Annotated in this window: 17 protein-coding genes; 5 read left to right on the plus strand and 12 right to left on the minus strand. The window is 34.2% G+C overall.

All coding sequences use genetic code 11. The annotated features are described in order from the left end of the window. The first annotated feature begins 79 nt into the window (after window positions 1-79). From ACZ098_RS06170 to ACZ098_RS06180, 3 genes are read left to right on the plus strand one after another with little or no spacing between them, the layout of a single operon-like run. Window positions 80-226, plus strand: a complete 147-nt coding sequence (locus tag ACZ098_RS06170) for a hypothetical protein (RefSeq protein ID WP_487310868.1) — start codon at window positions 80-82, stop codon at window positions 224-226. Window positions 227-280: 54 nt separating this feature from the next. After that, the gene (locus ACZ098_RS06175) at window positions 281-841 is read left to right on the plus strand and encodes a hypothetical protein (RefSeq protein ID WP_487310869.1); all 561 of its coding nucleotides are present in this window, start codon (window positions 281-283) and stop codon (window positions 839-841) included. Between the two features lie 10 nt (window positions 842-851). Continuing rightward, on the plus strand, window positions 852-2660 hold the full coding sequence (locus ACZ098_RS06180) for a mucoidy inhibitor MuiA family protein (protein WP_487310870.1): 1809 nt from the start codon (window positions 852-854) through the stop codon (window positions 2658-2660). 65 nt (window positions 2661-2725) lie between these two features. Here the strand turns inward: ACZ098_RS06180 and ACZ098_RS06185 are convergent, their stop codons facing one another. The 9 genes from ACZ098_RS06185 to ACZ098_RS06225 all read right to left on the minus strand — a co-directional run bounded on the left by ACZ098_RS06185 (window position 2726) and on the right by ACZ098_RS06225 (window position 16998). Continuing rightward, the gene (locus ACZ098_RS06185) at window positions 2726-5428 is read right to left on the minus strand and encodes a T9SS-dependent M36 family metallopeptidase (protein WP_487310871.1); all 2703 of its coding nucleotides are present in this window, start codon (window positions 5426-5428) and stop codon (window positions 2726-2728) included. A 94-nt stretch (window positions 5429-5522) separates the two neighbouring features. Then, on the minus strand, window positions 5523-6857 hold the full coding sequence (locus ACZ098_RS06190) for a deoxyguanosinetriphosphate triphosphohydrolase (protein ID WP_487310872.1): 1335 nt from the start codon (window positions 6855-6857) through the stop codon (window positions 5523-5525). Window positions 6858-6911: 54 nt separating this feature from the next. Continuing rightward, window positions 6912-7361, minus strand: coding sequence for a GNAT family N-acetyltransferase (locus ACZ098_RS06195; protein WP_487310873.1), 450 nt, complete (start codon window positions 7359-7361; stop codon window positions 6912-6914). 7 nt (window positions 7362-7368) lie between these two features. Beyond that, entirely contained in the window at window positions 7369-7590 is a 222-nt protein-coding gene (locus tag ACZ098_RS06200; protein ID WP_395065997.1) for a S1 domain-containing protein, read from the minus strand. Window positions 7591-7700: 110 nt separating this feature from the next. Then, entirely contained in the window at window positions 7701-8336 is a 636-nt protein-coding gene (locus ACZ098_RS06205) for an NYN domain-containing protein (protein ID WP_487310874.1), read from the minus strand. A gap of 212 nt (window positions 8337-8548) precedes the next feature. Further along, a complete protein-coding gene (locus ACZ098_RS06210) occupies window positions 8549-11002 on the minus strand; it encodes a ribonucleoside-diphosphate reductase subunit alpha (RefSeq protein WP_487310875.1) in 2454 nt (817 codons plus the stop codon). A gap of 331 nt (window positions 11003-11333) precedes the next feature. Beyond that, window positions 11334-12311 (minus strand): ribonucleotide-diphosphate reductase subunit beta, encoded by a 978-nt coding sequence (locus ACZ098_RS06215; RefSeq protein ID WP_487310876.1) that lies wholly within the window; start codon window positions 12309-12311, stop codon window positions 11334-11336. A 416-nt stretch (window positions 12312-12727) separates the two neighbouring features. After that, window positions 12728-13357: a hypothetical protein gene (locus ACZ098_RS06220; RefSeq protein ID WP_487310877.1), complete on the minus strand. Its 630-nt coding sequence runs from the start codon at window positions 13355-13357 to the stop codon at window positions 12728-12730. Window positions 13358-13593: 236 nt separating this feature from the next. Next, window positions 13594-16998: a hypothetical protein gene (locus ACZ098_RS06225; RefSeq protein ID WP_487310878.1), complete on the minus strand. Its 3405-nt coding sequence runs from the start codon at window positions 16996-16998 to the stop codon at window positions 13594-13596. Between the two features lie 269 nt (window positions 16999-17267). Here ACZ098_RS06225 and ACZ098_RS06230 point away from each other — a divergent pair, with 269 nt between their 5' ends. Further along, complete coding sequence (locus tag ACZ098_RS06230) at window positions 17268-18644, plus strand: PQQ-dependent sugar dehydrogenase (protein WP_487310879.1); 1377 nt, start codon at window positions 17268-17270, stop codon at window positions 18642-18644. Window positions 18645-18712: 68 nt separating this feature from the next. Continuing rightward, the gene (locus ACZ098_RS06235; RefSeq protein WP_487310880.1) at window positions 18713-19099 is read left to right on the plus strand and encodes a cupin domain-containing protein; all 387 of its coding nucleotides are present in this window, start codon (window positions 18713-18715) and stop codon (window positions 19097-19099) included. A gap of 106 nt (window positions 19100-19205) precedes the next feature. On the opposite strand, the gene ACZ098_RS06240 is transcribed toward ACZ098_RS06235, so the two are convergent. The 3 genes from ACZ098_RS06240 to ACZ098_RS06250 all read right to left on the minus strand — a co-directional run bounded on the left by ACZ098_RS06240 (window position 19206) and on the right by ACZ098_RS06250 (window position 24967). Further along, window positions 19206-20246, minus strand: a complete 1041-nt coding sequence (locus ACZ098_RS06240; protein WP_487310881.1) for an aldo/keto reductase — start codon at window positions 20244-20246, stop codon at window positions 19206-19208. A gap of 133 nt (window positions 20247-20379) precedes the next feature. After that, on the minus strand, window positions 20380-21810 hold the full coding sequence (locus ACZ098_RS06245; RefSeq protein ID WP_487310882.1) for a TolC family protein: 1431 nt from the start codon (window positions 21808-21810) through the stop codon (window positions 20380-20382). Beyond that, the gene (locus ACZ098_RS06250) at window positions 21791-24967 is read right to left on the minus strand and encodes an efflux RND transporter permease subunit (protein ID WP_487310883.1); all 3177 of its coding nucleotides are present in this window, start codon (window positions 24965-24967) and stop codon (window positions 21791-21793) included. The genes ACZ098_RS06245 and ACZ098_RS06250 overlap by 20 nt, the downstream gene beginning before the upstream one ends. Window positions 24968-24994 lie beyond the last annotated feature (27 nt).

Genomic DNA, 24994 nt, shown 5'->3' on the forward strand with positions numbered 1-24994 from the left:
TACTTCAACCTTCCCAACCTTTTTCATAAAAAAATACTCTTTATAACAAATACCATTTGTTAAATTAAAAGACGTACTCATGAAAAAGAAATTCACCTTAGAAATAAAAAGTCCTTGTTCTGAAAATTTTGATAAAATGACTCCCAATTCTCAAGGATCATTTTGTACTTCTTGTGCGAAAAACGTAATCGATTTAAGTCGAAAAACCACTACTGAAGTAGCCTGATTTATTTCTGAAAACAAAGACAAAAGCATTTGTGCCAGAGTAAAAACATCGCAATTGGAAGAAGAATTTGAAATTAATGAGGTTTCAAAAATTAATAATTTCAAATATGCCGTTGCGGTTGCAGCTTCGGTATTACTGACTTCAAATGTTGTTGCACAAAATAATGCACCTACTAAAACAGAGATAAATTGTCCGAAACCGAATCCACATACTATCGGTAAAATAGCTTATGTCAAACCAGAAAGCAAAACAATTTCGTTCACTTTAACCGGAAAATTACTAAACGCAATGACTAAAAAACCGCTTTCGGTAAAAGAATATCCCAATTGTACTATTTATGTAAATGGCGCATTGAAAGAAGGAATTGTTAATGCTACAACTGGAGAATATTCAGTTCCATTGGCTATCGACAAAAGTATAAAACAAGGTAGCGTTACTATCACAAGCCATAATTTACATTTATCTACAACAATTCAGATAAATACTAGTTCTATAAAAAACGAAGAGTTAAAACAGAATATATTTATCAATCCTAAAGAATTTGAAAACTACCAAATACTTGGTGGACTTGGAGTTAATTACATAGACACTAAAAAATCAAACCGACTTATTTAAAATTCAACCTATGAAAAAACTATTTCTTTTTACACTTTTATGTACTGGCATCTCGTTTGCTCAGAAACCCATTTTTGCTTCCGCAAAAGTAAAAGCAGCGACCGTTTATTATAATTCGGGCGAATTACTACAAACAACCTCACTAAATCTTCCTGTTGGCACTAGTGAAATTGTTATTAAAAATGTGGCTAATGATTTAAATGAAAATACAATTAAAATTGGTGTACCAAATTCGGTCACTATATTATCTGTTCAATTTACAGACGATTATGTATCAGAATATGAGGTTGACGAAAACAATCCTTCTATAAAAAAAGTACGTGATAGCATTACATTTATACAAAAAGAAATCAAAAAAATTCAGATTGATATTTACTCACATCAACAAACTATCACTCTTCTTGATAATAATCAAACCGCTGGCGGAACAAACAACGGAATAAACGTCGCAGAATTAAGTAAGCTAGTAGATTATTACAAATCCAAAAGAACAGAATTGGACAATACAATTGTAGTACTTCAAGAAAAAGAAATCAACTGGAATAAAAAATTAAAGGCACTAAATGACAAACTAGTCGTTGATACTCAAAAAGAGGACGAAACATCAGAAGGAAAACTAGTGCTACAAGTGATGAACGAAATAGCTGGCATAGTAAATCTTGATATTAGTTACATCACTGATTCGGCTAAATGGAAACCTTTTTACGATTTACGTGCCGACAATGTTACTACACCTATCAACATGCTTTACAAAGCACAAGTAACTCAATGGAGTGGAATTGATTGGAAAAAAGTGAAACTAACGTTGTCTAATGGTAATCCAAGTCAGAACAACCAAGCACCTATTTTAAACTCTTGGTTTTTGAGATATGGAAATTTATATCGAGATGGAGATAAAAATACTGTTACAAATACATTAATAGGAAGAGCGCCAGGTTTAATAGCTGAAAACTCTTATAAAAGTAAGGAAAGTGATAGGATTGTTATTAGAGGTAGTAGTTCGATGACAAGTGACAAAACAACTCTAATTGTTATAGACAATCGAATAGTTGAGGCATCAGTTTTACAACAATTACCGCAAGAATCCATAAAATCTATAAATGTTATAAAAGGACCAGAAGGCGCAGCATTGTATGGTTCACGAGGTGCTAATGGCGTTATGATTGTTACTACGAAAGATAGGAATGATTACACATCAATTAACGAAACGCAATTAAACGTATCTTTCGAGATTGACATTCCATATGATATTTTATCCAACAATAAAGTACACAGTGTCGCTTTAAAAGAAATAAAACTTCCTGCAACTTACAAGCATTACGCTGTACCAAAAGTCGAAAAAGAAGCCTTTTTACTTGCCGAAATTGAAGAGTATTCCAAATACAATTTACTACCAGGCGAAGCCAACATTATCTTTGAAGGAATGTATGTTGGTAAAACGAATATTAATCCTAATCAAACTTCTGATACCTTAAATTTAAGTATGGGAAGAGATAAAAAAATTAATATCAAACGCGAAAAAGTGGTGGATAAATCGGGAACTAAATTCTTGTCGTCGTATAAAGAACAGACATTTACTTATGATATTACAATCCGAAATAACAAAAAAGAAACTGCAGCAATCATGCTTAAAGATCAATATCCAATAAGTACTGATAAAGATATTACTGTAGAATTAATTGATGATGGAAATGCAAAAGTCAATAAGGAAACTGGAATTCTAACTTGGCAAATAAAACTATCGCCAAATGAAACGAAAAAAATTAGAATAAGTTATCAAGTTAAATATCCTAAAGATAAATTTATCGACAATTTTTAAATTTATTAAAACAAAAAAAGAGACGTTTCTTATGGAAACGTCTCTTTTTATTTGAATTTATTTTATTATTTCAATACTATTTTTTGACTGAAATTTACAGTATCTGAGTTTACTTTCAAGATATAAATACCTGCTTGCAACTGATTAATATTGATCGATTTTTCAATATTAAAATCGGTATTTAAATACTGATTCACTACTCTACCATTGATATCTATTACTTGAATATTTACCTTTCCAACGAAGTTATTGATTCTAATATTTACTTCACCATTTGTTGGATTTGGATATACTTTAAACAACTCTTCGTTATCAAAAGAATCCGTAGCTAAAGTAGTACAGTTAGGACCAGCTGGAAAAGCTGTAAAGCTTTCTACTTGATCTAAAGCGCTATCTCTTGAACCAGAAGTCGCATTTAAACCTACTCCACGTCTTCTAAAAACTTCTTTAATCAAACAGTTATCAGCTCCATTTGAAGTAGCTTGTTCAGCTGCTAAAAGTGCGTCTCTAAACTCAACTATTGTTGGATTACAAGGTTGTAAAATTAAACCATCAATTACCAAACGCATTACTTTATTGTTTCCACCTGTACCAGTATATATATTAGAGTCAAAACCATATTTTTGAATATAAGCCCAAGTTAAATCCCATAAAACGGTAGCCATAAATTCACCGCGACTGTGTTGCTGAGTAATATTAGAATCTGCAAATGTCAATGGATTGATTGACATATTGGTAGAATATTGAAAAGTTCTAATTCCAAGTCCATTTGTAGGCTCATTTACAGCAAAAGTACCAATTCCTCTTGGAGAACTTCCTACATCACCTGTCTTAATTTGCATCATTAAAGCAAACCAATCTGACCAACCTTCACCCATTTGTTCAGCATTCGTCAAACAACTGCTATTTCCTGGACCACCTGTTAATCTGTTTGAGATTCCGTGACCAAACTCATGAGCTATAATTCCATTATCAAAACTTCCATCAGAATTAACAAATGGTGGCGATTGCACTTGCAATTTGGCATTAACAGTTTCGATTTTAATTCTTTCAATTAATGGATACCCTACTGCTTTTGTTAAGCTTATAGCTGGAATTGTAATTGTTGCATCGGCACCAGACATATTGATTGCAGCTGGAACAGTATCAGAAGGATCAACATTGTTAACTATAATTACAGCTGTTGCGCCAGCATTTTGTGCATTTTTTACTTTTTCGGTAAAAGCACACGGAGTTCCTCCTAAAGCCTCTGCCAAAGATCTTCTAACAACCACTATTTTACCATTTAAAGCAGCAGCATTTACGGCAGGCGCGCAAGCGTCGGCATTATCAGTTTCTCCTGGATCGGCTGTTCCATCATTATATAAAACTAAATCAGATTGAATAAATGCTGGAGCAACTGGAATTGCTACATGCCCTGGGTTAAAAACATTATCTCTACCTTCTCTTGGACCAGCAATATCTGCTGGAGAATTGATATTTAAAGGCTCTAAACTTGCACCAGAAGTAACATTCCATAAAAACATCTGCATTCTTGGTGACTGACCATCAACAGGTGTCGCAAAGTTTGCATTATTCAAATTTTGTGGTGCTGCTGTTGAACCATCTTGAGAATCGGCTAATACGTGATCGTTAATAAAACCACTATCAAAACCACCTCTACCGTAGTTATTCTGTTGAAAATTTCCATTAACTTCGTTAAAACCATAACGGTACCAAACATCATGTAATACATTAGTCATGTAAAACAAATTGGTTGTCGCTGCATCAAGATAGGTAGCCGGTTGTTGAAATGTTCCGTTGTAAGGAAAATCAAAATTTAACGAAGTACCACCTTGTGGAGAGACTCCAGTACCATTATCACCATTAGCATCATCTTGAGCTAGAACATTGTTTCCACGAGTAATGGTAAATTCTGCACCATTTGCACCATTGGTATCATGCCATCCATAAGGAGATGCTAAAACATCATGCGGTGTAGATATTAATTGTCTAGGACTATGATTAGGACTTTCAAAGTTGAATGGAATTACTCGGTATGACCCAGAATTTACATTCAATATCGAAGACGACTCTTCTTTGAAAAAATTTGATGCGAAGGCTTTTGCACCATCAAAACAATCGTTACTTCCATGATTAGGATGATCACCAAAACTGCAAGAAATGACCATATCGTGCTTGTCTAAAATTTTACCATCTAAGGCATCGATTCTTACACTCCACATGTGTTGATGACCAACTACATCAATTGTAAAATCCCATGCAAGACGCAGTTTGTTATCAGTAGTTAATTGATAAACAAGCTCTGCGGTAATAGGCGCATCTAAGTTTCCATTTGAAATTTTAAAATGCTTAGAATCAGTTTCTTCAATTATTTGATAGCTACCAGCATTGTGTATTTCTAGTAAATTTACCGCACTAGACAAAGCTTGTAATACCGATAATGATGGAGCAGTTGTATTTACTTTTTGAGTAATATTTGGAATTAATCCTTGTCCTCCATTTATAACAGCATTATTTTTTATCCAAAAGTTAGAAGTTGAATTGAATAACTCAATACCTTGGTATCTTTGTTTTACATAGCAAGCGTTTATACCAGTACCTTCAGATACGGCTTCGCTTTCTATAATCAACTCTTGAATATCTTGAGTTGATAATCCTAATCTTGTTTTATTATCATTCAAATACTGTTGAATTTTCTCTAATTTGTTTTGAGAAAATCCAAAAAAAGCACTTGAAAGTAATAGTAAAAGCGTAATTTTTTTCATGGTTTAATAGTATAAGGTATTTTAGGTTGAGCAAACTTAATTTAAAATTAATGTATAAACAAAAAAAAAGCTTATAAATCAAATATTTAACGTTTTAAGCCGAAATTATTTTACTGTATAACAACGCATTACCATCGGTGAGCATTGAAACAAAATGACACATTACCATTAACCTATCGTAAAGTTGTTCTTTTTCTAAAAAATACTTTTCAGGAAGAATTTTTAGAATCAACTTGTCGTAGTTCGTAGCTTTGCCTTCGTGATGGTTGTTAAAAGCCGTGATAAATTTGTCTAGTAAATTATTAATTATTTGATATCCAGATAGTTCTTTTTCAATAACTTCGCGACTTTGATAAATATTTTTAACACTTATTTTAATGATGTCATCAATTTGAGCTTTGTATTTACTCTTATCTGTTAAGGCATAAGGAAATTGTCCATTCAGAATTGATTCCTCATTTTCAATAAATATTCGCACCGCATCATTAATTAAAGTTCCGATTGCTAGCGCGCGCAAATAACTAATTCTGTCTTCTTTTGTTGTTAGTGAATTGTACTTGGAAGTGTCAATTGAATCTTTAACCAGTTTTATCAGATATTCTAAAGCAAAATCTTCCGAAACTAATCCAAGGTTTATACCGTCTTCAAAATCGATTATCGTGTAACAAATATCATCGGCAGCTTCAACTAAATACGCAAGTGGATGACGTTCATAACCAATGTCATTGCCTGATTTATTCGGAATCATTCCTAATTCGGTAGCAACTTCTTTAAAAAATTCCTTGTCCGATTGAAAGAAACCGTATTTTTTATCAGCGATATTTTGTGTTGGTTTTTTTGGCAAACTCTCTTTCGGGTATTTCATAAATGCGCCAAGAACTGCGTAAGTCAAGCGAATGCTGCCTTCAATTCCGGGACGCGAACTTGTTAAGACTGAAAATCCGTTGGCGTTTCCTTCAAAATCAATTAAATCTTGCCATTCTTTATCCGACAATTGGTCTTTGTATTTTTGTCCTTTTCCGATAGAGAAATATTCGCCAATTGCTTTTTCACCCGAATGTCCGAAAGGCGGATTTCCAATATCGTGCGACAAAGCTGCAGCGGCAACAATGGCTCCAAAATCATTGGCTTGGTAACCGTGAATTTCTTTTAAATGCGGATATTTTTCAATGATTTTTTTTCCAACCAATCTTCCTAATGATCTTCCAACAACCGAAACTTCTAAACTGTGCGTCAATCGCGTGTGCACAAAATCAGTTTTTGACATCGGAATAACTTGCGTTTTATCTTGCAAACTTCTAAAAGCCGCCGAAAAGATAATTCGATCATAATCTACTTCAAAACCCAATCGCGTGTCGTCTTGTTCAATTCGTAGACGTTTTCCTTTGTCGCCTTGGCGTTTTAAAGATAAAAGTTGTTCCCAGTTCATTTAGATTTTAGATTGCAGATTAACGAATTTTGATTTTTGATTTTTTGTATTTCCTTATATTTTTTTCTTCAAGCAAATGCTATTTTCAACTCCTATATATTGACCGTAGTTTTCAGTTATAACGTAACCCAGTTTTTGATATAATGAAATCGCTTCTTTCTGAAGAATACCTGTTTCGAGAACCGCAATTTTGTAGTTTTCTTCTTTAGCCCAAAGTTCCAATTCCGATAAAATTGTAGAAGCAATTCCTTTTCCGCGGTGTTCTGGTAAAGTATACATTCTTTTCATTTCTACTGTTTCTGAATCGTATTCTTTGTAAGCGCCAATTCCAATTGCAGTTTCGTTTTCATAAGCGATTAATGCATTTTTCAATAAATTACTTTTGTTGAATTGCGCATAAAACGCGTGATCTTCACCATCAATAATTGCTAAAAAAGCATCCAGCTCGATTACTAGTTTTTCAAAATCTTGATTGTCGGAAGTTGTTCTTGTAACCGTAATCATTGCTGTTTTATTCTTTATCGTTGGCTAAGAAAAATACTCGAGATTTTTTTGGATATTGATTGTAACTTTTATCGCTTGGATTTGCAATAACCGTTTTGATGTTGATTTCATCACCAATTTTAAAGTTTTTTTCAACCTCTTTATAATCCAATAAGTATTCGCCACAGAAGTAATTTCCGTCGTTGTCTTTTTCTATAATTCCTGTGTAAACTCCTTTTTCTTTTGACATTTTGTTATAATTTGTTTCAAAGATACGAATTGCAGAATTATTTTCTAAAAATAAAAACAGCTACCGATTGATAGCTGTTTTAGAGTTCGTTTTTTTGTAAAGTTTTGTAATTACATCCAATCTTTAGGTTTTTTTAATGTGTAACCATCCTTTTTTGTAATTTCTTCTGAAAACTGACTGTCCACTAATTTTTTTCTTCCAATTGTTAGTGATCCTTTGGCTATTAATGATACTGATTGATTATGCCTTTTTGGTGGAAATGCAACAAATACTCTTTTTTTATTAAAAATTTCATGAACTGCTCTCATTGGTGGAACTAAATCACTATCACCAGAAATTAGCATCGCCATATCATATTTATCTTGATATGCATCTATTAAAATTTGAGTAGCAATGTTAACATCCGTCATTTTTTCATTATATGTTGGCCAAATGTTATTACATCTTCTACATTCAATACTATCTTTTTGATAATTGCCATAATATATATTCACACCAGTACTTTCTAAAGCTTCTATGTATGTATTTTGTCTTTTTTGCTTATCTGGGTTATTGCTTACTCTGCTAGTAAAGTATTTGATTTCAATTAATTCTTGATTTGCTTGCAATAAATTATTTACTAAAAGATTTAGATTTAACCATTTGCAATAATCTAAACCTGCATCTAACATTCCAAAGTATAAATTAAAACCATCAACATATACTACTACACGTTCTTTTTTTGTTAAAATATTTGTATCTCCCATTATTTATTTGTTATATTTGCACCACATTAACAACGCTAAAGATAGTATCTTTAGTCTGACGCCTCGCAAGAGGCGTTTCACATTTTATACATCTACTATATTTCATATCAAAAAAAGAAAGACTTCATTAATTGAAGTCTTTTCTTTTTAATCAATTACAATACAAACTTATAGAAAAAATCAATACAAAAACGATTTTCAATCATCTTTTTCTATGAACCACACATCTCACATTCCTCAGGTCCAGCGTTTTTAGCCAATTCAATCATCGCTCTATATTCCTCAGCAGACATTTCTACCGGTTCGTTTAGAACTGCAATTGGTTGTAATTTTTCGGCAATGGGTTCAGAAACTATTTGAACTGTTGGTTGCTCTTTTACCTCAATTGGTTCTGCTTTTTTGTCGTTGTTTAATGTGAATTTGATTGCATCCACCGCAGCTTTTGTTCTCAAATAATACATTCCAGTTTTCAAGCCGCTTTTCCAAGCGTAGAAATGCATCGATGTTAATTTAGAATAATTGGCATCTTGCATAAACAAGTTCAACGATTGCGATTGATCCACAAAATAACCTCTGTGACGGCTCATGTCAATAATATCTTTCATCGACATTTCCCATACGGTTTTGTATAATTCTTTCAAATCTTGCGGAATATTCAAGTCTTGAACTGATCCGTTGTTACGCATTAATTGTTGTTTCAAGTCTTCGTTCCACAAACCTCTGTTTACTAAATCTTCTAGTAAATGTTTGTTTACAACGATAAATTCTCCTGAAAGAACTCGGCGTGTATAAATGTTAGAAGTATACGGTTCGAATGCTTCGTTATTTCCTAAAATCTGCGAAGTTGAAGCTGTTGGCATTGGCGCCACCAAAAGTGAATTTCTCACACCATGTTCCATAACTTCTTTACGCAAGCTTGCCCAATCCCAACGACCAGAAAGTTCTTCGTCTTTAATATTCCAAAGGTTGTGTTGGAATTCTCCTTGAGAAATTGGCGAACCTGCAAAACTAGAATACGGACCTTCTTCTTTAGCCATTTCCATAGATGCGGTTACGGCTGCAAAATATAATGTTTCAAAAATTTCTTGGTTTAATGTTTTCGCTTCGTCGCTTGTAAACGGCATTCTCAACATGATGAATGCATCTGCCAAACCTTGCACACCAAGACCAATTGGACGGTGACGTTTGTTAGAATTCTCTCCTTCTTTTACAGGATAGTAATTTCTGTCAATTACTTTATTTAAGTTTCTTGTTACGCGTTTGGTTACGGTAAACAACAAATCGTGGTTGAATTGTCCGTTTTCAACAAACATTGGTAACGATAACGAAGCCAAGTTACAAACCGCAATTTCATCTTTCGATGTAAATTCCATAATCTCAGTACACAAGTTCGATGAACGGATTGTTCCAAGATTTTTTTGGTTCGATTTTCTGTTGGCTGCATCTTTGTACAACATATAAGGAGTTCCAGTTTCAATTTGAGATTCCAGAATTTTCTCCCATAATTCGTGCGCTTTAATGGTTTTTCTACCTTTTCCTGCTGCTTCGTATGAAGTATAAAGTGCTTCGAATTCTTCACCGTGAACATCATATAATCCCGGACATTCATTCGGACACATCAACGTCCAATTTCCATTTTCCTGAACACGTTTCATGAATAAATCGGAAGTCCACATGGCAAAAAATAAATCTCTTGCACGCATTTCTTCTTTTCCGGTATTCTTTTTCAAGTCTAGGAAATCAAAAATATCAGCATGCCAAGTTTCAATATAAATAGCAAAACTTCCTTTACGTTTTCCACCACCTTGATCTACGTATCTTGCAGTATCGTTGAAAACACGTAACATCGGAACAATTCCGTTTGAAGTTCCGTTGGTTCCGCGAATGTAACTTCCGGTTGCACGAACGTTGTGAATAGAAAGTCCAATTCCACCAGCCGATTGCGAAATTTTAGCCGTTTGTTTCAACGTGTCGTAAATTCCGTCAATACTATCGTCTTGCATTGCCAATAGGAAACAAGAAGACATTTGAGGTTTTGGAGTTCCAGCATTGAACAATGTTGGCGTTGCATGCGTAAAGAATTTTTTCGACATCAAGTCGTAGGTTTCTATAACCGATTTTAGATCGTCTAAGTGAATTCCAACTGAAACACGCATCAGCATGTGTTGTGGACGTTCTACGATTTTACCGTTAATTCTCAACAAATACGAACGTTCTAGCGTTTTAAATCCGAAATAATCGTAGTTGAAATCTCGGTTGTATATAATGTGTGAATTTAAAAATTCAGCATTTTCCTGAATAACTTTATGTACTTCTTCCGATAAAAGTGGTGCCGATTGACCGTTTCTTGGATTCACATAATGAAACATTTCGTTCATAGTTTCCGAGAACGACTTGTTGGTATTTTTATGCAAATTCGAAATTGCAATTCGTGCTGCCAACTGAGCGTAATCTGGATGTGCAATCGTCATTGAAGCCGCAGTTTCAGCCGCAAGATTATCCAATTCCGACGTAGTAACGCCATCATACAATCCTTCAATCACGCGCATTGCTACTTTTACAGCATCAACTAAATCATTTAAACCATAACATAGTTTTTTAATTCTATCCGTGATTTTGTCAAACATTACTGGCTCTTTATGGCCATCTCTTTTTACTACGTACATACTTTTTTGTTTTTGTGAACTAGAAAATCCCTTCTCTACTTCGGGTTATTTGTAATCTTTTTTTTTGGAAGCTATTCCAGCTTTCCGTTGCAATCTTTTATAATATTGCCTTCGAGAGCCTCAGGCAACACTATAAAAGGATTTCCACTGCAATCTGGGCTAGACCACTTCGATGGTTTGGGTAATCTTGTAATCTTGGTTTTTAATTTTTTTACTCTCGCAGAGACGCAAAGTCGCAAAGCTTTTAACTCTATTTATTAAAGGTAATTCCTTTTGCGTCTTTGCGACTTTGCGAGAAATGTTTTAAATACATTCATGCTTTGGCGAGAAATTAAAAATCGGCGTCGAAACTAATTTTTTGTGCTTCGCTATCGGTGTTCATTACACCAGCTTTTTGGTATTCGGCTACTTTTTTCTCAAAGAAATTGGTTTTTCCTTGTAACGAAATCATGTCCATAAAATCGAACGGATTTGAAGTGTTATATTCTCTGTCGCAACCCAATTCTACTAAAAGTCTATCAGCCACAAATTCTAAATATTGCGTCATTAAAGTAGCGTTCATTCCTATTAAAGAAACAGGAAGTGATTCTGTAATAAACTCTCTTTCAATATTTAAAGCATCAACAATGATGGTTCTGATACGCTCTTTTGGAACTTTGTTAACTAAATGGTGGTTGTGTAAATGCACGGCAAAATCACAATGAACACCTTCGTCACGAGAGATTAATTCGTTAGAAAAGGTTAATCCTGGCATTAATCCGCGTTTTTTCAACCAATAAATCGAACAAAATGCACCAGAGAAAAAGATACCTTCAACAGCTGCAAAAGCAATCAATCGCTCAGCAAAAGAATCTGATTCAATCCATTTTAAAGCCCAATCTGCTTTTTTCCTAATTGCAGGAAAAACTTCTAATGCGTTGAATAATTCATCTTTTTCAGCTTCGTCTTTCACATAGGTATCAATCAATAACGAGTAAGTCTCGCTATGGATGTTTTCCATCATGATTTGAAAACCATAAAAGAATTTTGCTTCAGCATATTGTACTTCGTTTACAAAATTCTCAGCAAGATTTTCGTTTACAATTCCGTCTGAAGCGGCGAAAAAAGCAAGAATGTGTTTGATGAAATATTTTTCATCATGATTCAATTTATTGTTCCAGTCGCTCAAGTCTTGCGATAAATCTATTTCTTCTGCAGTCCAGAAACTTGCTTCCATTTTTTTATACCATTCCCAAATATCGTGGTGTTTGATAGGGAAAATCACAAAGCGATTTTTGTTTTCTTGAAGGATAGGTTCTATGAAGCTCATTTTTGATTTTTTTAAGATATTTTTAACTTATTTCGAGAGTTACAAAGATTGGTATTTTTTAGTGAAAATGAAAGTCAAAGTTATTGACAATCGGCTTTAGTTTTTAACAATGTGTAGGAATACTACTCGTTTCCGTGATTCTCATAACTATTTGTTTAACAATTGTTTATGTTTGTGCAATTTACAAAAAACCTTTAGTAATAAGGCTTTTAAAGTATTTTTACGCAAGTTTTCGTACTCTTTTTTCGAAGTTATTTTGGTGATTTTGATAAACAAAAAAAGCAGTTTTCTGATGAAGAAAACTGCTTTTTTATATTTCTGCAAAATGTCGTTTAATTCGCTAAAAATAATTGATTTTTGCCATCAAATTCGTAAAAATTTGTGCTTAAAACGAATTGATTTAAGATAATGCTAATTTACTCTTCTGCGTCTCGATCAATATAGGTTTTGTTTCCGTTTTTATTGATGTAGTATTTTCCACCTTTTGGACCTGTGAATACTTTTTTCCCTTTGTATTTTCCAGTTGCTTTGTCGGCTACTTTTTTCTCAGCAGCTTTTGACGCAGCCGTTTCTTTCATGTCTTCTTTTTCTTCAGCAGCGGTTTTTTTAACTTTTGCTTTAGCAGTTTTTACATCAGTTTTAGCTTTTGCGACTTTCGCATCTGACTTTGCATCTGCCTTAGTGACTTTATCTTTTGCCTCTTTCTTGGCTTTCGCTACTTTGGCATCTGCGGCGTCATTATATCGTTTATCTGGTGTTCCGTCTTTTTTCAATTTTGTTGCATCAGTTTTGGCTTTAGCCACCGATTTACTTGCATCAGATTTAGCTTTGGCAACATCCTTTTTTGCAGTCGTCTTTTCGGTTTTCAGTTTTTCTTTTTTGTCGGCTACTGCTTTTTCAGTCTTTGTCTTAGCTTTTGTCGCTTTTGTTTTTGCTTCTTGAGCGAAGATTGTATTTGTGAATGCAAATACGAAACATAGTAGCATTAATTTTTTACTCCTAGTTGTAATCTTTTTTAGTTGGTTTTCGAGAATCGTTGATTTCATAATGTCTGTTAATTGGTTAAACTATTTAAAATTAATGATTTTTAGTTACAATTAACATACTGATGCTAAAAATATTTGTAAGAAATTAATTTACAAGAGTTAAAATGAAAAGTAATCTAGCCCTGATGGTAAAGAAAATCCTTTGGTTGGGGTTTTTGCTACGCAAAAACCCCAACCAAAGGATTGAAATGGACAGCAGGAATAAGGTTGATTGATAAAGCCCGAGCCATTTGCTTCTAAAAGAAAGCGCGCAATTGGACATTTCCGGTATGAATGGTGTCGCTTGTATCTGATTTTCGACCTTGATAATTGATGTTTATGTCAAGATATTGCGTCAGATTTTTTTGTAAAAGCAACCGCCAAGTACTGTTTTTTCCTGCTTGAAGTCCTTCTAACATTTGAAAAGCAACTGGTGATAATTGGTTTCCAGTAAAATCGTTATTGTACAAAGAGTATTCGCCGTTGATGGTAACTTTTTTCTCGCTAGAATAGGTAAACGCCATTCCGACGCGCTGTTGCTTGAGTTGCTCTTGATCGTTTATGGTATTCTTCTTTTCTTGATAATCATAAAATAATGCTAAGCTGGTATTTTTTGTAAACAGATACGAAATTTTTGGCTCGATGGCATCGCTTTGCAATTCGAAATTTCTGCTGGCATAATTATCTGATGTGCTGGTAGCTTTGGATGAAGAGGTATTGAGATTGAACAACCAGCTTTTTTTATACAAATGCGCATATTGTAGCTGTGTGGTAAAAGTGCTGTTTTGTTGCGAACCTATGGATAATAGGGTTTTGACTTTATTGTTTAAAATGTTTAAAGTAATGGAGTTTTGCTGCTTACCACGATTGAAGAACAAACTATTACGAAAATTGGTATTTAAACCAAGTAAATTATCATTAGTAGTTTCAAACGGATTCAGATTGAAATTATCGGAATTTCGTTCGATTTTGCGGTCAAGAGAAAAAGAGGTTTGGTTGTAAAAGTGGGATAACAATTTCTTAAACCCTTTTTCATTTATCCATTTTGACGGACTTAATGTAATGGATTGCGAGAATTTATTTTGATGCGTTTTCACAAATACTTGATTGGGCAAAAATACGCGTACATATTTTGCTTGATCTGGGAAAGGAGCAATTTCAAACTCTTGTAACTCTTGAATTCCGTTGTTGTTGTAGTCAATCCAAGCATAAACTCCTTGACCTGGATTCACTTCTAGATAGGTAAATTCTTGTTGTGCAATGGTTCCAGAAGCGGTTTCGTAGGCTGAAGTTGATTGGATTAACTGACTGAAAAAATTATCGTTGTAAAGTAATCTTGAGTTCAGCGATGGTTCGGTTGGTAGCGTAGTATCGGTAAAATTTAACCGTCTATAATTTATGAAAAGTGATAAGTTGGTTTTCTCGTTTTGAATTAGTTTCGATTTTAAATAGTACGAATTAGAAGTGTTAACACGTTGCAGAAATCCGTTTTGCAAACTGTCGTTATTGCGACGAAAATACCCTAATTCGGCATATACTTTTGTACTGTCACCACGACCAATAAAAGCGCCAACTTCTGAAAAACGCTGGCTTAACGTTGATAATTGGTTGGTAACCGCAAGTTTTTCTTGATTGTCTTCTAATCGAAAAGTGGTTCCAATCCAATTTTTTTTGAATTGGAATTTAGCATCGGTTTGATTTCTTAAAAAAGTGGTGTTAGAAATGGTTCCGGTACTTTTTAAATAACTTGCATTTTGTTGAATTGTAACGTTTTTTTGTTTAAAAAGTCCTTGGATAACATGACGTGTTCCTGAAAAATTATTGGAGAAGTCAAGCTTTTCTAATTGGTATTTGGCTGTTCCTTTTTCTATAAAATCAAAATTGAAACCGGTTATTAACAAGCTCTGATTGCCTGAAATTGTAGTTAAATTCCAATCACGGTTGAATTCTATTGTAAACAATCGTTCGATGGTTTTGAAATTTTCTTGAATCAATTGGTAATTCGCAAAGGCATCAACATTGAATTTCTTTCTTGTAAAAAGTCGTTGTTTTGCATTTAACTTAGCCGCAATTCCTTTATTGTTGTTGTCATCAATTGCAGAATATAAGTTTAAATCGTTATTGCTTATTCCAATTTCAAAATCGGCAGTAGTTTGTTCAGATGGATTGTATTTTCCTAATAACGTAGCTATTTGAATTTTGGTTGGTGCGATTAATCGTGTTATAGGTTCGTAATTTCCTTGCAAAACTCCAGCTACTGGCGCTACATATTCATATATTTTTCCTACCGCGTTGTTGTTGGATAAAATATAATTTCCCAAATTGTTTCCAACAAGCGAAAATCGTACATTATATAATACATCGGTTTCGTCATTAGAATATTGAAAAATTTCTTGGCTGCCAACTAGTACTTTTTCGTATAATATTTTGTTTTCAGAATAAGAATCAATGTAGGCCGATGGTGCATTCATTTGTGTCGAATCGTCGCCTGCATTTTTAAGAATTTCAACTTGTTCTGTTGATAAATTTTGCTGTAACGGCTGGTTTTTTACATCATTTTCAGAATAAATAAAGCCGCCAATACTCCATTTTTCTGACGTGTGTGTTGCGCCTCCATACGTTACAAAACGTGTGAAATTTCGATCAGAGAATTGATACTCAACCACGATTCGCATTTCGGATGTAATAGGAAATACTGAAGTAAAAATAATTTCGCCAGCATTATAATCAATAATATAATCGTTACTTTCACCTCTTTTTAACAGAATTCCGTTTACAAAAACGCGTTCAGAACCCGAAATTACAAGCACATACAATTCGCCATTATTTCCTCGAAGTTTATATGGACCTTGATTTCCTTCTTGTCCGGTAAAACTGCTTTTGGAATATTGCCCTCGAACCAATGCACCAGCTGCGAAAATTTCGGTCTTATTTTCTGGAGTTCCAAATTGAAATCGGGTTGATAAACCTTGCACTTTCTTGTTGAAATTTAAGAACTTTGACTGTCTGTTTTCTAAAAATAAATCTCCAGCACGGATGTTCCAATTGTTTGAAAATAATTCGATAAAAATTTGATCAAATTCATCTAATCGCTGTGAATATCCGCCATCTTGCAACGGAATATTGCTATCTTGAATTGAAGCTCGAAGTGAAATGGTACTCGAAATTTTTCCCGTAATTTGCAAATCTAAATTAGAATTTACAGCCGAACTTTGATTGTTTCCCACCGTAATTCCGCGTGTAATACTTCCCGAAGTATTGAGCCCATCAAAGGGTTTAAAAGCTTTTAGGTTATCTCTTTTTATAGAATATAGATTTCCTGCTTCATTAGGAATTACTTTACTATCATCGTAAATAGAATAGGTTTTGGTAAGAAAATCAGGGAATTTTAAATACCTAATCGAAATAGAATCGGTGGCAATAGAGTCACTTTTAAAAATTAATTTTGCTTTTTGAAAATCGATTTTATAAAATGAAGTATCTATTTCAGTACCATTATTATCTAACAATTTAAAAAAGGCTTTGTTGATACTAACATTATCTACCAAAATGGTGTCTTTGGAGAAAGGAATTTTTTTGTTTTTGTATGGCGTTTCGATTTCTTGAGCAAAAAAGCTCGAAAAACCAAATAGCAACATCCATAAAAAACTATTTTTCAACATAATCTATAATAACGTGACAAATGTCAAAAGTAGTATTTATATCTGAAAAGATTTTAGTGCTTGGCATCAAATTGTTTACAGCCAATAAACAATCACAACTAATTCATTATTAATTTATTGGATTTTTTTGTAACTTTACTTTTCTAAATCATTTGCTATGAAATCGCCACTTACTATAAGTTTGTGCAAACAAACCCCGATAAAAAGGCGATAACACCTGCCTGTCGGCAGATTGGTATAGTACCAAGCAAAAATTAACTTTTACCTATATGAAAACGAAACTACTTATTTCACTAATGCTACTTTCTGTTGCTGGATATTCTCAAACCGTTGCAATACAATCTTTCGCAACTGGATTTTCGAGTCCTGTAGAAATTACGCATCCTGCTAATGACAGTCGCCTATTTGTAGTACAACAAGGCGGATTAATTCGAATTTTAAATCCCAACGGAACGATTAATGCCACACCATTTTTAAATTTATCCACTTTAATTAGCTCTGGTGGTGAACGCGGATTGCTAGGTTTAGCTTTTCATCCCAATTATGCATCCAACGGATTTTTCTTTGTGAATTATACCAATACTGTCGGGAATACTGTAATTGCTAGGTATTCGGTAAGTACTGATTCCAATATTGCAAGCACAACCGGCACCATTTTAATGACAATTGCGCAACCTTACTCCAACCATAATGGTGGCACTTTAAAATTTGGACCAGATGGTTATTTATATATAGGTATGGGCGATGGCGGTCTTGCTGGCGATCCAGAAAATAGAGCGCAAAACATAAACACCAATCTCGGAAAAATGTTACGAATTGATGTAAACTCTACCGTCGCACCATTTTATACTTCACCTGCAACCAATCCGTATGTTGGCATTGCAGGAAATGATGAAATTTGGGCAATCGGAATGAGAAATCCATGGAAATTTTCGTTTAACCGATTGAACGGTGATTTATGGATTGGCGATGTAGGTCAGGATGTAGTTGAAGAAATTAATAAAATAGCAAGTCCGTTACCAAATACGGGTTTAAATTTCGGATGGCGTTGTTATGAAGGTACAGTAGCCTACAATACCGGAGGTTGCGTTCCTGTTGGAAATCTAACGATGCCTGTAGCGCAATATCAGCATTCTAGCGGCGGTTGCTCTATAACTGGAGGTTATTTTTATACTGGAACAATGTATCCAAACTTCCAAAACAAGTATTTCTTTGCCGATTATTGTCAAAACCGAATTGGTTATGTAAACTCAAGTAATACAATTACCTATTCAGCGACTTTTAGTGGAAATAACAATTTTACAACCTTTGGAGAAGATTTAAACGGTGAATTGTATGTAGCTTCAGCTGGCGGTACAATTTATAAAGTTATTGATTCTTCACTTTCCAATTCTGAGTTTGAAAATAATGGTTTTTCGTTGTATCCAAATCCGGCAAACGATAGTTTTTTTATAAAATCATCTGCTTCTCTTTTGGCTACAAATATTGAAATTACCGATTTATCTGGGAAATTACTTCTATCCAAAAAACTAGAAAATACACAAGAAAATGCTGTGGCTACTTCAAATTTATCTAGTGGAATTTATCTAGTTGCTATTGAAGCTTCAAATGGTGCAAGTTATACAACTAAATTAGTCGTGCAATAAATTCTTAAATCACAGATTTAATTGTAAACGAATCCGTAATTTTGAATTACAAATAGAAACTTGAAAACTTGATAAACAAACCTTTTACAATAGCGACAATTACAACCAACGAGCAAGGAATTTCAATTTTTTCAGAAGTAGAATTTGATGTAAATCAACGAGGCGGAATGTTCTTAACCGATCAAATTGCTGCTAAAAATTTTCGCCTTAGAAAAAGTGATGCTGGTTATTCCACCGATTTTCATTTGGCTGGCGATGCCACATTTATTCTAATCCTAAAAGGTAGTTTGAAAATTGAATTACAAAATGGTGATTTCAAAATTTTCAATGTTGGCGAGTCCTTTATAGCTCAAGACAATTTACCTGATTCCATAGAATCTAAAGATACAATTCACGGACATAAAGCCAGTGTTATTGGTGACGAAGCACTTGAGGCGATTCATATTAAATTGTAAAATACATTTTGTCATTTCGACGAAGGAGAAATCACACTAGCTATTTACTTTATGCGATTTCTCCTTCGTCGAAATGACAAAACCAACACTTTGAAAATCTAAAAATTTAAGGCGCTGGATTAGGAATTAACTCCTGAATTTTCTCTATTTCAAGTAGAATTTCATTTGACAAAACAGTATCAAATGCATCAATATTAGATTTCAATTGCTCTAAAGTTGTAGCACCAATAATAGTTGACATTACAAAGTTTCTTTGGTTTACAAACGCCAATGCCATTTGAGAAATCGTCAATCCATTGGCTTCGGCCAATTCTTTATACAATCGCGTTGCTTTGGTAGCATTTTCGCCAACATACCTTGTAAATTGTGGGAATCTTGCCATTCGGTATTGCGGATTTATTCCGTCTAAATATTTGCCCGAAAGCACTCCAAATCCAAGCGGAGAATACGCCAATAATCCGACATTTTCACGGATACAAATTTCGGATAAACCTACTTCAAAAAGACGATTCAACAGCGAATATGGATTTTGAATTGTGGCAATTCGAGGTAAATTATGCTTTTCGCTTTCTTGTAAAAAACGCATTACCCCAAACGGATTTTCGTTAGAAACACCAATGCTTTTAATTTTTCCTTCTTTAATCAATCCATCATAAACCGATAAAACTTCGAAAAAATTATCTTGCCATTTGGTATCAATGTCTACTAAACCTCGCTGTCCAAACATGTTCATTACACGTTCGGGCCAATGCATTTGATACAAATCGATGTAGTCTGTCTGAAGATTTTTCAAACTCAATTCCACCGCTTCGTGAATGTTTTTTTTAGAAAAATCCAAAGGCTGTCTGATGTATTCCATACCACGATTTGGACCGGCAATTTTGGTTGCCACAACAATTTTTTCTCTTTCGGATGTTCCAATTTTGTTAATCCACGTTCCAATTTGACGTTCGGTACTTCCAAAAATTTGAGCATTCCCACCAATAGGATACATTTCGGCAGTATCAAGAAAATTGATTCCTCTTTCAACAGCATAATCTAATTGTGAATGCGCTTCGGCTTCAGAATTCTGATTGCCAAAAGTCATGGTTCCTAAACAAATGGTACTAATTTTTATATCGGTATTTGGAAGCGTAGTAAATTTCATATTGACGGATTAAATTTAGAATTGCAAAAATACAGTATCATAAATGAATTTAATAGTAACGATTGTTAAACAAAATAAAAATTATAAAAAAAGAGCCGATCATTACGACCGACTCCTAAGAATAACCAACTTCTTATTTCCAACCGCCACCAAGGTTTCGGTAGATGTGAACTGTGGCGTTTAGTTGTTCTTTCTTGGTCTCAATCAATTCTAGTTTAGACTCCAGCGCATCGCGTTGCGTCATCAATACTTCAAAATAGTCAACACGAGCCGATTTAAACAAATCATTAGATACATCAATTGATTTATTTAAAGCATCAACTTGTTTTGATTTCAAGTTATAACTATTTTCCAAATTGCTAATTTTTGACAACTGCGCAGCCACTTCCAAATAAGCATTTAAAATAGTTCGTTCATAGTTATACAATGCTTGTAGCTGACGTGCATTGGCATTTTTATATTCTGCTTTTATGGCATTTCTGTTAATCAATGGTGCTGCCAAATCTCCTGCCAAAGAATACAATAAGGATTCTGGAAGTGTAAACAAATAGTTGGGTTTAAAAGCTTGCAATCCATAAGATGCTGAGATGTCTAACGATGGATAAAACTCAGCACGAGCCGATTTTACATCCAATTTAGCTGCTGCAAGTTCAAGTTCTGCTTGTTTAATATCAGGACGGTTTGACAATAATTGGGCTGGAATTCCAGAAGTTACATTGTTGGGCATCAAACTTAAAAAATTGGTTTTATCTCTAGGAATTTCCTGCGGATAACGACCTAATAAAAAGTTGATGGTGTTTTCAGTTTCTTTAATTCTTTGCAAAATTTCAAACTCCCTACTTTTGGACGAATATACTTCTGCTTGAAATTTTTGTACCGCCAATTCAGTTGCTCTAGCAGCTTCTTTTTGAACTTTTACAATTTCTAAAGCATTGGTTTGCAAATTGATATTTTGTCTTACAATTTCCAACTGACTGTCTAGAGAAATTAATTCGTAATACGAATCGGCAACCTCAGCAACAAGATTGGTAATTACAAAGTTTTTGCCCTCAACAGTTGCTAAATATCTGCTAACTGCGGCTTTCTTAGAATTGCGCAATTTTTTCCAAATATCAACTTCCCAATGCGCATAAGCAGCCAAAGTATAATCTTGCAACGGTTCTGGAAATTCCTTTCCTGGCATAATTTCAGTTGAAGCATCACCAGCACCTTGACTTGTGTATCGTCCTACTTTTTCTACTCCAGCTCCAGCTTTTACTCCAACCATTGGCAATAAAGCACCTTTTTTTACTCGAATATCATTTCTTGCAATTTCAATTTCTTGCAAAGTAATCAGCAACTCTTGATTATTTTTTAGAGCGACATCGATCAAATCTGCAAGATTTTTATCCTTATAGAAATTTTTCCAAGGCGTACTTGCAATAGTATTGGTGTCCTTGCTGCTTACAAAAGATTCGGGTATTTCCGGACTTGCTTTTGTCGGCTCAATTGCTGGAGCTTTACAACTTACTACTGCCAAACCTATGCTTAGCAGTAGTATATATTTATAATTTTTGAACTTCATTGTTATCAATTTCTTCAGTTAATGGATTTTCTTCTTCTTTTTTAACAAGCTTAATGCGCTCAGCAATTCTTGCAAATATGTAATATAAACCAGGAATTAATAGTACTCCGCAAACTGTTCCTATAAGCATTCCTCCTGCTGCTGCAGTACCGATAGTTCTGTTTCCAATTTTTCCAGGACCAGTTGCAAATGCAAGCGGAAGTAATCCGGCTATAAACGCGAAAGAAGTCATCAAAATAGGACGTAACCTTGCTTTGGCTCCTTCCATTGCGGCTTCAATAACCGATTTTCCTGCTGCGTGTCGTTGTACAGCGAATTCAACAATAAGTACTGCGTTTTTACCCAGCAAACCAATAAGCATTACCATGGCAACTTGAGCATAAATATTGTTTTCTAATCCTGTAAATTTCAACAACAAGAACGCTCCAAAAATTCCTGCTGGTAAAGAAAGAATTACCGATAAGGGCAAAATAAAACTTTCGTATTGCGCTGCTAAAACCAAGTATACAAATCCTAAACAAATCAAGAATACCCATATTGCTTGATTTCCTTGTGCTACCTCATCGGCAGAAATACCAGCCCAATCAATATCATACCCACGAGGTAATGTTTTGGCAGCAACTTCTTGAATAACTTTAATAGCAGTACCAGAACTATATCCAGAAGCTGCTCCACCAGAAATTTCAGTAGAAGTATACATATTATGTCTTGTGATTTCTGAAAGACCATATACTTTTTCTAAGCGCATAAAAGCAGAAAAAGGTACCATTTCATCACGATTATTTTTTACGTAAAGCTTCAAAATATCATCTGGTTGTGCACGATATTCTGGCGCTGCTTGAACAATTACTTTATAGTTAATTCCGTATTTAATAAAACTAATTTCATAATTACTTCCAACAAGAGTTGATAGCGTAGTCATTGCATTTTCAATTGAAACTCCTTTTTGTTGTGCAATATCATTATCGACTTTCATCATATACTGCGGAAAACTAGCGCTAAAAAAACTAAAAACATTTGATAATTCAGGACGCTTGTTTAATTCTTCTACAAAGTCTTTATTGACAGCTTCAAGTTTTTTGAAATCACTAGTGCCGGTTTTGTCTAGCAAACGAAGCTCAAATCCTCCAGCTGCTCCATATCCCGGAACTGCAGGCGGTTGAAAAAATTCGATATTGGCACCAGGAATATCTTTCGATTTTTCCTCAAGATCTTTCATAATCTCTTGAACCGATTCTTTTCTATCGTCCCAATCTTTAAGATTTATCAAGCAAGTTCCTGCATTCGCTCCAGTACCTTCTGTTAGAATTTCATAACCAGCAAGCGATGAAACCGATTTTACGCCATCTATTTTCTCCGCTTCTTGTTGCAATTTTTCGGCAATATTGTTAGTTCTTTCTAATGACGAACCTGGAGGTGTTTGAATAATAGCATAAAACATTCCTTGGTCCTCATTTGGAATAAATCCGGAAGGAACTGTGCTACTAACTAACCAAGTTCCTGCGCAAAATGCTACAAGTGCAAAAACAGTAATTGCTCTTCGGTTTATAATTTTACCTAATACATTTTCATATTTACCTTGTACTAAATTAAACTTGTTGTTAAAACCATCAATAAAAATATTTACTGGTGTTCTCTTTTTTGGTTTACCATGATTATTTTTTAACATAATCGCACAAAGAGCAGGCGTTAAAGTCAATGCTACAATACCAGAAAGTATAATCGCCGTTGCCATTGTAATTGAAAATTGTCGGTAAAAAACTCCAACTGGACCAGACATAAATGCAACCGGAATGAATACCGCAGCCATCAAGAATGTAATTGCTATAATCGCTCCTGCAATTTCATGCATCGCTTTTTTGGTAGCCTTCAAAGCTGATAAATGCTCTTCTTCCATCTTGGCATGGACGGCTTCAATAACTACGATGGCATCATCGACGACGACTCCAATTGCCAAAACCAAAGCGAATAGCGTAATTAAGTTCAACGAAATGTCAAAGAACGTCATGAAGGCGAAAGTTCCAACCAAAGAAACAGGAACTGCAATTGCTGGAATAACCGTTGATCGCCAATCTCCAAGAAAAAGGAAAACTACTAATCCTACCAAAATAAAGGCTTCAATTAAAGTATGAATTACTTTTTCGATAGAAGCATCTAAGAATTTTGAAACGTCATACGAGATTTCGTAATCCATTCCTTTTGGAAATTTTTGCTTGATTTTTTCTAGTTTGGCTTTTACATCTTTAATAACCTGATTGGCATTACTTCCAAAGGATTGTTTTAATACAATTGCAGCCGATGGTTTACCATTTAAGTTAGAATAAATATCGTACATCGAACTACCAAATTCAATTTTGGCAATGTCTTTTAAACGCAAAAGTTCTCCGTTGCTATTGGATCTAACGACAATATTCTCATATTGTTCCTTAGTTGTAAATCGACCCGAATATTTTAATACATATTCAAATGCTTGCGATCTTTTTCCCGAAGCTTCTCCGGTTTTACCAGGCGATGCCTCTAAACTTTGACTCGATAACGCTTCCATAACTTCTTCGGAAGAAATTTTGTAAGCCAACATTCGATCTGGTTTTAACCAAATACGCATCGCGTATTCACGTGTTCCTAAAATATCTCCTGAACCAACACCATTTACCCTTTTCAATTCTGACAACACATTGATGTCGGCATAATTGTATAAAAATTTCATGTCGGTATTTTTATCTGTACTAAAAAGATTTACGTACATCAACATACTCGGTACTTCACGAGTAATTTTTACACCTTCGCGAACTACTAATGGAGGCAATTTATTGGTAACCGAAGCAACACGATTTTGAACATTAATTGCTGCTTGATTGGGATCGGTACCTAAGTTAAATACGATTTGGATACTTGCTTCACCATCATTTCCAGCATCAGAAGTCATGTATTTCATTCCTGGAACTCCATTTAAAGCTCTTTCAAGAGGAATAATCACCGATTTGATCATCAATTCGCCATTAGATCCAGGATAATCGGCAGTGACATTTACCATTGGTGGTGAAATGGACGGAAACTGCGTAATCGGTAAATTCAAAACCGACAACACTCCTAAAAAGACAATTATTAGCGATATTACTATCGACAATACAGGTCTTTGTATAAATTTATTAAACATTTATTTATTTTTTTTAATTAAAACAAA

This window comes from Flavobacterium sp. SP2 (genome assembly GCF_057626655.1).

Excerpts from the sequence above, each read along its gene's own strand:
- ACZ098_RS06170 (WP_487310868.1), top strand. The coding sequence starts at position 80 with ATGAAAAAGAAATTCACCTTAGAAATAAAAAGTCCTTGTTCTGAAAAT.
- ACZ098_RS06180 (WP_487310870.1), top strand. The coding sequence starts at position 852 with ATGAAAAAACTATTTCTTTTTACACTTTTATGTACTGGCATCTCGTTT.
- ACZ098_RS06185 (WP_487310871.1), bottom strand. The coding sequence starts at position 5,428 with ATGAAAAAAATTACGCTTTTACTATTACTTTCAAGTGCTTTTTTTGGA.
- ACZ098_RS06190 (WP_487310872.1), bottom strand. The coding sequence starts at position 6,857 with ATGAACTGGGAACAACTTTTATCTTTAAAACGCCAAGGCGACAAAGGA.
- ACZ098_RS06195 (WP_487310873.1), bottom strand. The coding sequence starts at position 7,361 with ATGATTACGGTTACAAGAACAACTTCCGACAATCAAGATTTTGAAAAA.
- ACZ098_RS06200 (WP_395065997.1), bottom strand. The coding sequence starts at position 7,590 with ATGTCAAAAGAAAAAGGAGTTTACACAGGAATTATAGAAAAAGACAAC.
- ACZ098_RS06205 (WP_487310874.1), bottom strand. The coding sequence starts at position 8,336 with ATGGGAGATACAAATATTTTAACAAAAAAAGAACGTGTAGTAGTATAT.
- ACZ098_RS06210 (WP_487310875.1), bottom strand. The coding sequence starts at position 11,002 with ATGTACGTAGTAAAAAGAGATGGCCATAAAGAGCCAGTAATGTTTGAC.
- ACZ098_RS06215 (WP_487310876.1), bottom strand. The coding sequence starts at position 12,311 with ATGAGCTTCATAGAACCTATCCTTCAAGAAAACAAAAATCGCTTTGTG.
- ACZ098_RS06220 (WP_487310877.1), bottom strand. The coding sequence starts at position 13,357 with ATGAAATCAACGATTCTCGAAAACCAACTAAAAAAGATTACAACTAGG.
- ACZ098_RS06225 (WP_487310878.1), bottom strand. The coding sequence starts at position 16,998 with ATGTTGAAAAATAGTTTTTTATGGATGTTGCTATTTGGTTTTTCGAGC.
- ACZ098_RS06230 (WP_487310879.1), top strand. The coding sequence starts at position 17,268 with ATGAAAACGAAACTACTTATTTCACTAATGCTACTTTCTGTTGCTGGA.
- ACZ098_RS06240 (WP_487310881.1), bottom strand. The coding sequence starts at position 20,246 with ATGAAATTTACTACGCTTCCAAATACCGATATAAAAATTAGTACCATT.
- ACZ098_RS06245 (WP_487310882.1), bottom strand. The coding sequence starts at position 21,810 with ATGAAGTTCAAAAATTATAAATATATACTACTGCTAAGCATAGGTTTG.
- ACZ098_RS06250 (WP_487310883.1), bottom strand. The coding sequence starts at position 24,967 with ATGTTTAATAAATTTATACAAAGACCTGTATTGTCGATAGTAATATCG.